Source organism: Dickeya sp. CFBP 2040, assembly GCF_012273755.1.
Lineage (GTDB): Bacteria > Pseudomonadota > Gammaproteobacteria > Enterobacterales > Enterobacteriaceae > Dickeya > Dickeya poaceiphila.
In genome coordinates this window covers 1-2,842 of the sequence record NZ_JAAVXH010000048.1, presented here as the reverse complement: position 1 = coordinate 2,842, position 2,842 = coordinate 1, and the positions used below count along the sequence as shown (strand labels likewise).

At 43.6% G+C, this 2,842-nt stretch carries 2 protein-coding genes; both read right to left on the bottom strand.

Annotated elements, in window-relative coordinates; translation table 11 throughout:
* Positions 1-1,695 (bottom strand): hypothetical protein (locus tag Dpoa2040_RS06705; protein ID WP_168640770.1); only part of this gene is annotated, 1,695 nt, incomplete at its 3' end.
* The coding region (locus Dpoa2040_RS06700) for a site-specific integrase (RefSeq protein WP_246867260.1) at positions 1,679-2,842 on the bottom strand (1,164 nt) is incomplete at its 5' end. The genes Dpoa2040_RS06705 and Dpoa2040_RS06700, both read right to left, overlap by 17 nt.

The window sequence follows — 2,842 nt, the reverse complement described above, 5'->3', positions numbered from 1 at the left end:
TAATGTTGTGGATGCCGTTCGGAATCTAATTAACGAAGCCGCTTTTCTACGTTCAGAAAGTGCCAGATGTTGGTAATGGCGGTTTTGCGTAATATCCACACGCCCCATCAGCATGGCCTGTAAATGGTCGGAAACCTCCGCAATAGCGAGGAAGGTATTAATATTATGCCGGGGTATATGAGTACGCATTTGTGTAGGTGTGCCATCATCTTCTAGCAACCTGTATTTGCTGAATACCGAACCAGTAGGATCGGTATTACCTAGGAATTTACTCATTACTCGATTATCGAGCGGTATGGGTACAGCTATTAATAGTAGTGTGCGTTGTAATGCTAATGAGCCTTTTACATGTAGAAATAGTAAATCTTCATAATTGACTGTGTGTTTTTTCCCATTATCTTGCCAAGCGTGAGTACAGGGTATGTTAACGTCAGTTACGCCAAACTCGGTTTTGATGAAATCATTGAGATGAATTTTTGAAAAATAGATGGATTTTGTGTTCTGCGATCCAGGTACTATTTTTTCGGGCAGAATACCACGCTTTACCAAGGCTTTTAAGGATTTATCTCGCCGCCCAGCACGACCGCGAAGATTTGATGTAGTTTGGACAATATGCTCAACTACGTTGTCCAATTCGATTAATTCATCGGACAGGGCGTTGATACCTATTGGCAGGTAATTGCTAAACGACTTTTCCCGTAAATAGATCAGATGGCGACGCATCGGTGCGGTCAGTTTTTTTACCACTTTGAATATGTTCTCAACCAGCGGTACAGCTAACGGTTCTACCCAGTGCGTGCGTTCTCCAGCACCTTTAACACCGACATAGCGTATGCCAAGGAAATAATCAGGAAGTCCCTTGTTCTGGAGCCGCTTACGTGTTGTTGAGTCATCAATATGGCGTTTGAACAGGGCATCCTGTCTAAGGTTAAACGCTTCAACAGAACGAAAACCAGTAATAACGAGTAATAACAAGCAATTTAGAGCGATCTTCTCGGCATCACTTTCTACTCGGTGGATTAAAGCAACAATATTCAAGAAACCACGAATAGTAATCAATGAATCCTCACCATCGGTGGTCATATCAGCCAGCTTATCCTGGCGTTTTAGTGCAATGGTTTCCTGAGCCTTGCGGGTTAAATTAGTTTGGTTGGTGTACTGAATATCAGAAACATATTGCAAAGTAACAAGAGTAAATGCCTGATGATTTATCAGTTTCTGAAGACTTACACAGCGGCCTTTATAATTGGCAGTGTTAGGATCGCCCGGTGTTGATGCGGCACTTAGGACATCCATTGCACGAAGAATAACGTCTGTGGTTAAGTAAACTGGGTGGGTTTGTCCGGTAGTTTCCACCAACGCATGGTACCAGCGTTTTAAAATCATCAAGGTTGCTATGGCTACAGATGGAGATATGTTTCGGTTCCGTCCCTGGTATACAAGTACCAGCATGGATTTCATAAATTTGATATAAGCATCGTCAATTGTATGGGAGCCATCAATACCTTTGAAACGGCTGATTTCATTAAATCGCAACGAATTTTTACCATTCCCCCGCAACCAACCACTGCCTTTGGTACCACATGCCCAGGTAGAATCATCCCATGACTGGGCGAAGTCAGCCGCCAGATGTTGTTCAAACCAATTTTTTTGTTCGGTTATGAATATATGAAATTGCTCAAAATGTTTTTTCATTGTTTGCCTCTTTTTCCTTATGAAAACGGCAGCGGGCAATAACAGGCTGGATTTCAAATTGCGTGGTTTCATGAATGGAGATGAGAGGATTACGCGCGTTACCAACGCTATCTGAAATGGTTATTAATTCATCGACTTCTTTGATTACACTATCCAGAACTGCCTGATGGTCGCCGTCAGTAAAAGGGCGGTAATATAAGCAGCCGTAGCAGCATCGCACTTCACAGAAAGGGCACTTACCATCAGTTCTGGAACAGCCACCTATATCATAATGCAATTGGTCGCCAACCACTCCTGTCACTCGGTAACCTTTCCACTCTTGAGCGGATGTCAGTTTTCCTGTCAGCATCATGGCGACCATATTTTTCCAGACAGGATTCACACCGAGTGCTTTGGCTCTGATCAATGCCAGCGCTGGTGTAGCTAAAATATAATGCTTTGCAGCCACCAAAGAGGAATGTCCAAGTATATGGGCTATTTCCTCTGCACTTGCACCTTGCATGGCCAGAGAGTGACCAACGTTGTGACGTAAATCAGTAGGTGTAATTATGGATTCGGCAGCCTCTCCGCGAGTGACTGCCGCCTGATAATCTGGCGGACTAAAGCTAAGTATGGAGCAGTTGATAGCATTAGATACAAATTCAGGTGCGGAATAGCCCATCTCGAATAGCTTGTCGTCTGGTGCAAGTTCAGTACGTTCAATATAATGCAGAATAAGTCCACCGATTTCCGGTGGGATCGCCAAAAACAATCGTTCAGTTGTTACACAACGCTGCTTTGCATAGGGCAAGAGAATACTATAGCGAATTAGTCCAGTATCAAAGCTGCGGGTATCAATACGGAAATCTCTTACTGCAAGTCTAGCCAGTTGAACCGGGCGAGCACCGGTAACATAAGCCAACCCAAGTATGGCGGCATCGCGCAGAGCTTTTAGCTGGTAAAGCTTACCATCGCGTATGTTAGAGCCCATTTCGAACAGACTCTTACTGATCATACTTTTTTCAAGTGGATCTAAGACATTATCAATTTCCTGATAGACTCCCCAAGAGTTGGAATGCGGACGTGGGATGAATTCAAGGTCTTCGTAATCATCGATAGTAAAACCGGGGAAACTTTCAGCACAAAGAATTTTTAGACCGAATAATAT